The sequence below is a fragment of the Okeania sp. SIO2B9 genome (genome assembly GCF_010672505.1).
Taxonomy (GTDB): Bacteria; Cyanobacteriota; Cyanobacteriia; order Cyanobacteriales; family Microcoleaceae; genus Okeania; species Okeania hirsuta.
Genome location: NZ_JAAHGK010001070.1, coordinates 1 through 2708 on the forward strand (window position 1 = coordinate 1; position 2708 = coordinate 2708).

Sequence of the window (2708 nt, forward strand, 5' to 3'; positions counted from 1 at the left end):
GCGAAAAAGCCCGTCGCCAATCTAAGCTGGTGCCTGTTCTTTGTATGCTGGTCGCTATGTTGGGGGCAGGCTGTGTTGCCGGTTTACTGAAATTTCGCTATGAGTATCCACTAGATGGTTTGGTGAGTTTAGACTATCTGCTACGGCCAAATTTTCGGCATTTCAGCGGAAAAGTATTAGCATTTTGAGACTACAACAGCCAAAAACCTTGCACTTTTTCATAAATATTTAACCCTGGAAGCCTTTACAGGTATTAATTACAATTTTATTCAGCAAACCCTATTTAAGAAAAGAGGGAGTAGGGAGTAGGGGGGAAATAATTGATAATTTATGTACTATGATTGGCTGTATTTTGGATGATTGGAGATGTCTAATATCAAATCCACTTAATTGGATATAAAACAATGTTTCATCTTCAACCAGAGCACAAATCTTTCTAAATTCTCTTCCCTCCTGACTCGGTCTTTCCCCTGCCAGGAGGGGAGGGGTTAGGGGTGGGTTGACTCCTGACTCCTCAATTCAAAGACTCTAAAAAAGTCTGAACTTGACCATCTGGTCTCAAAACCAATCGAATTTTAGCAGTCTTATCGCCCTCAATATTAGAGACAAAAACTTGGTCTTCTAAAGGCATCTTTGTATTACCATAAAACTCAACAGATGCTAGACCAATTGGAGTTACCTTTTTCACCGAACCATCACCGTTTAATAACAAACTATACTGCAAATTCCTATCTAAATCTGATGGCGGTTCCCAACTTTTTTCAAAATATTCTCTTACCTCTGCAACTTGGGGAATTCGATCGAATAATGTAGATTTCGGTTTCCTGCCAGCATTTTCACTAGGTTCAACCACAGATTCGCGATCGCGTAAAGCAACTGGTTCTACATCTTCCAAGGTCGGTAAATCAATTGCTCTAGGAACATTGACCGGAATACGACTCACATCTACATAAGGTCTTACCCCACCTCCTCTATTAAGTGCTGGTGGTAGAGGTCGGTTTGGTGCAGGTGGAATTTGTAAATTTGGGGGCGGTTGTACAGGAGGTCTTGGTTGTACTGACACCCCATAGTTAGGTATTGCTGGTGGAGGAACTGGTGGCGGTGTCGTTGGTGGTGCAACAGGAACTGGTGGCAGTATTGTTGGTTGTGCGGGAATAACTACTGTTGTAGCATTTCCCTGATTTTGAGGAGGACGAGAAAAATCATTCAGAGGTGGTGGCAAGTTATTCGGAGCGGGTGACGCTGGGTTTTGTCTAGGAAATAGAGGAGATGGTGTAGGAATTGGAGATGGTCTAGTAATAGTTGGTGTTGGTAGATTTGTTGGTGGTGTTGGTAATGGTGATAGAGTTACTGTTGGTGTTGGTGTTGGTAAATTTGTTGGTGGTGTTGGAATTGGTGAACTATTGCTTGGTGGAGAAGCAATAATATTAGGCTCATTTTGTGGTTTGCGACTAATTGCGTAGCGGTCATATAATTTAATGGCGCTAACTGTTAGACCAGCGCTGATGATAATTAGTACCGCACTCCGCAACCATTCAGGAAGAGGTGTAACTTCACTGTCAGACTTAAACTGAGGTAATGTCTGTATATCTGCTTCACATTCATCTAGAGCAATCGCCAGGTCAAATAGTTGCAACATACTCATGGTAATAAAACTTCCTGACTCTTTAGTCGCTAGAGACCCCAAAAATAGATCGTGGTTTAATAAGTCTCGTGGTTGTAGATAAATAGTTTGACCGTTTATTGGAGGTGGGGAATTAGGTATCGAAAGTTTGGCATCAGCAACTTCGGTGATCTCTTCCTGAATTTTTGTTTGTGAGTTTGACTCTGTTGCAGTGCTATTGTTTTCTTCTCCTTTATTATTTTCATTGTCTAGAGGTAATTCAGGAGATTTACTAAGAAATTCTTGTACATAAGTGGTAACAACTTTGTGGAGAGCGTCTAATTCACTGCGGCCACCCCTCAGTGTAATATGTTCTGTTTCTGATACCCTGGGATCATCAAAACTAAGGCTAAAGCGTTGTTTTCTGGAAATACCGATCCATTTTAAGACCGCTAAACCTCTAGCTGTAAATTTTAGCGTACAAGTTGGGGGAGTATAACTTCGTGAAGGCATTTGAAAACATTTGATTGAAGAAGGAAGAAGGAAGAAGGAAGAAGGCAGAAGGCAGAAGGCAGAGGGTAAAATTGCTTATGGATAGTAAACCACCGACCGCGTGCATGTCCGATCGCCCTAAATAATTTTAAGCACCACCTGTAAGGTGGTGTATTAAACCCGCCAGAGAAAAGATTAAATTATCTTAATCTACAGCTTTAACAATAATTTCCTCATATCAATTTAATTATAGTTGAGTTATATAGATAAGTAGCCAAGAGGTTAAGATATCATCATATAATTTTTTTAATTTAGTATACAGGGATAAATTTTATCTCAAAAAATCAAAAGAGAATTAAGGTATGAAACAGTTTAAATTATCTGAAATTTACCGTTTACTCAATCATTCTTAATTCTCTACCATGCTTAAAACTTTTTTAATCAATCAATTGATTTTTTTAATTTTTTGTGAAATCAGTATTTTGAATTCTGCTTAAGCGTTTTGCTTCATACTAAAAATTTAGTATGATTTCAGGATCTAAAATTTCAGACTTGACCAAAGACGACTACACCCTTGAGGAGAACTATAAAATAACAAATTCACTAATAATTT

At 39.0% G+C, this 2708-nt stretch carries 3 protein-coding genes; 1 reads left to right on the forward strand and 2 read right to left on the reverse strand.

Annotation, left to right across the window (positions count from 1 at the left end; all coding sequences use genetic code 11):
- The coding region (locus tag F6K13_RS27325) for a hypothetical protein (RefSeq protein ID WP_287289029.1) at window positions 1-188 on the forward strand (188 nt) is incomplete at its 5' end.
- 326 nt (window positions 189-514) lie between these two features.
- On the opposite strand, the gene F6K13_RS27330 is transcribed toward F6K13_RS27325, so the two are convergent.
- Together F6K13_RS27330 and F6K13_RS35455 are read right to left on the reverse strand one after the other, a co-directional pair.
- The gene (locus F6K13_RS27330; RefSeq protein WP_124146730.1) at window positions 515-2116 is read right to left on the reverse strand and encodes a DUF4335 domain-containing protein; all 1602 of its coding nucleotides are present in this window, start codon (window positions 2114-2116) and stop codon (window positions 515-517) included.
- A gap of 517 nt (window positions 2117-2633) precedes the next feature.
- On the reverse strand, window positions 2634-2708 hold a 75-nt coding region (locus F6K13_RS35455; protein WP_353735726.1), incomplete at its 5' end, for a DUF3038 domain-containing protein.